The following is a 1,833-nucleotide window of genomic DNA, read 5'->3' as shown; positions in this document are numbered from 1 at the left end:
TCATACTTGTACGCTACTCCGTTTGCATCGTATACTGCTAAATCTTTGAATTCGTATTTCCAGCCTGTTGCTTTGCTTACTTCTTGTGTCGCAATCACTGTACCATTTTGTAGAAGGTCTACTTGAATCATTTCCGGACGATCTTTCGCGTTATCGTCTTTCCATGTTTTCGTTCCTTCTACTTTTGTTTCGCCTACTTTTGTATTTGTGATGTCATAACCGTGTACGTCAGATTGGTATCCTGCTACTGGTTGTTCTTTCACTTCATACTTGTACGCTACTCCGTTTGCATCGTATACTGCTAAATCTTTGAATTCGTATTTCCAGCCTGTTGCTTTGCTTACTTCTTGCGTCGCACTTGCATCATTTCCGGACGATCTTTCGCGTTATCGTCTTTCCATGTTTTCGTTCCTTCTACTTTTGTTTCGCCTACTTTTGTATTTGTGATGTCAGTACTTTGGATTCATATCCTGCCACTGGTTGTTCCTTCACTTCATACTTGTACGCTACTCCATTTTCATCATATGCTGCTAAATCTTTGAATTCGTATTTCCAGCCTGTTGCTTTGCTTACTTCTTGCGTCGCAATCACTGTACCATTTTGTAAAAGGTCTACTTGAATCATTTCCGGACGATCTTTCGCATTATCATCGTTCCATGTTTTCGTTCCCTCTACTTTTGTTTTGCCCACTTTTGTATTTGTGATGTCATAACCTTTTAATTCAGACTTGTATCCGGCTACCTGTTGTTCCTTCACTTCATACTTGTACGCTACTCCGTTTGCATCGTATGCTTGCAGTTTTTCAAACATGTACTTCCATTCACTTGCTGCTGTTACTTCTTTTGTATCTACTACTTTTCCGTTTTGTAGTAAGTCTACTTTAATCGAGCTTGGACGATCTGTTGCGTTGTTATCGTTCCACGTCTTTGTTCCTTCTACTTTCGTTTCGCCTACTTTTGTATTCGTGATGTCAGTACCATTTACTTTGGATTCATATCCGGCTACTGCTTGTTCTTTCACTTCATACTTGTACGCTACTCCATTTGCATCGTATGCTTGGAGCTTTTCAAACGTATACTTCCAGTTTGTTTCTGCTGTTACTTCTTTTGTATCTACTACTTTTCCGTTTTGTAGTAAGTCTACTTTGATTGTGCTTGGACGATCTGTTGCGTTATTATCGTTCCACGTTTTCGTTCCTTCTACTTTTGTTTCGCCTACTTTTGTATTTGTGATGTCATAACCGTGTACGTCAGATTGATATCCTGCTACTGGCTGTTCCTTCACTTCATACTTGTACGCTACTCCATTTGCGTCATATGCTTCTACATCTGCAAATGCATATTTCCAGTTTGTTGCCGCTGTTACTTCTTTTGTATCTACTACTTTTCCGTTTTGTAGCAAGTCTACTTTGATTGTGCTTGGACGATCTGTTGCGTTGTTATCGTTCCATGTTTTTGTTCCTTCTACTGTCAATTTCGCTACTTTTGTATTCGTGATGTCAGTACCACTTACTTTGGATTCATATCCGGCTACTGGCTGTTCTTTCACTTCATACTTGTACGCTACTCCGTTTGCATCGTATGCTTGGAGTTTTTCAAACGTATACTTCCAGTTTGTTTCCGCTGTTACTTCTTTTGTGTCTACTACTTTACCATTTTGTAAAAGATCCACCTTGATCATTTCCGGACGATCTTTCGCGTTATCGTCTTTCCATGTTTTCGTTCCTTCTACTTTTGTTTCGCCTACTTTTGTATTTGTGATATCAGTACCACTTACTTTGGATTCATATCCGGCTACTGGTTGTTCTTTCACTTCATACTTGTACGCTACTCC

At 39.6% G+C, this 1,833-nt stretch carries 2 protein-coding genes and 1 pseudogene; all 3 read right to left on the bottom strand.

Annotated elements, in window-relative coordinates:
• Nucleotides 1-131 (bottom strand): Cna B-type domain-containing protein (locus tag DM800_RS29810; RefSeq protein WP_255447115.1); only part of this gene is annotated, 131 nt, incomplete at its 3' end.
• A gap of 129 nt (nt 132-260) precedes the next feature.
• A pseudogene (locus DM800_RS29805) lies at nt 261-308 on the bottom strand (Cna B-type domain-containing protein); the annotation flags it as partial.
• A gap of 121 nt (nt 309-429) precedes the next feature.
• On the bottom strand, nt 430-1,833 hold a 1,404-nt coding region (locus DM800_RS28410; protein ID WP_255447114.1), incomplete at its 5' end, for a Cna B-type domain-containing protein.

The sequence above is a fragment of the Bacillus sp. AY18-3 genome, from assembly GCF_008042305.1.
GTDB classification, from domain to species: Bacteria; Bacillota; Bacilli; order Bacillales; family Bacillaceae_G; genus Bacillus_A; species Bacillus_A wiedmannii.
This window is presented reverse-complemented; position numbering and strand designations above follow the sequence as displayed.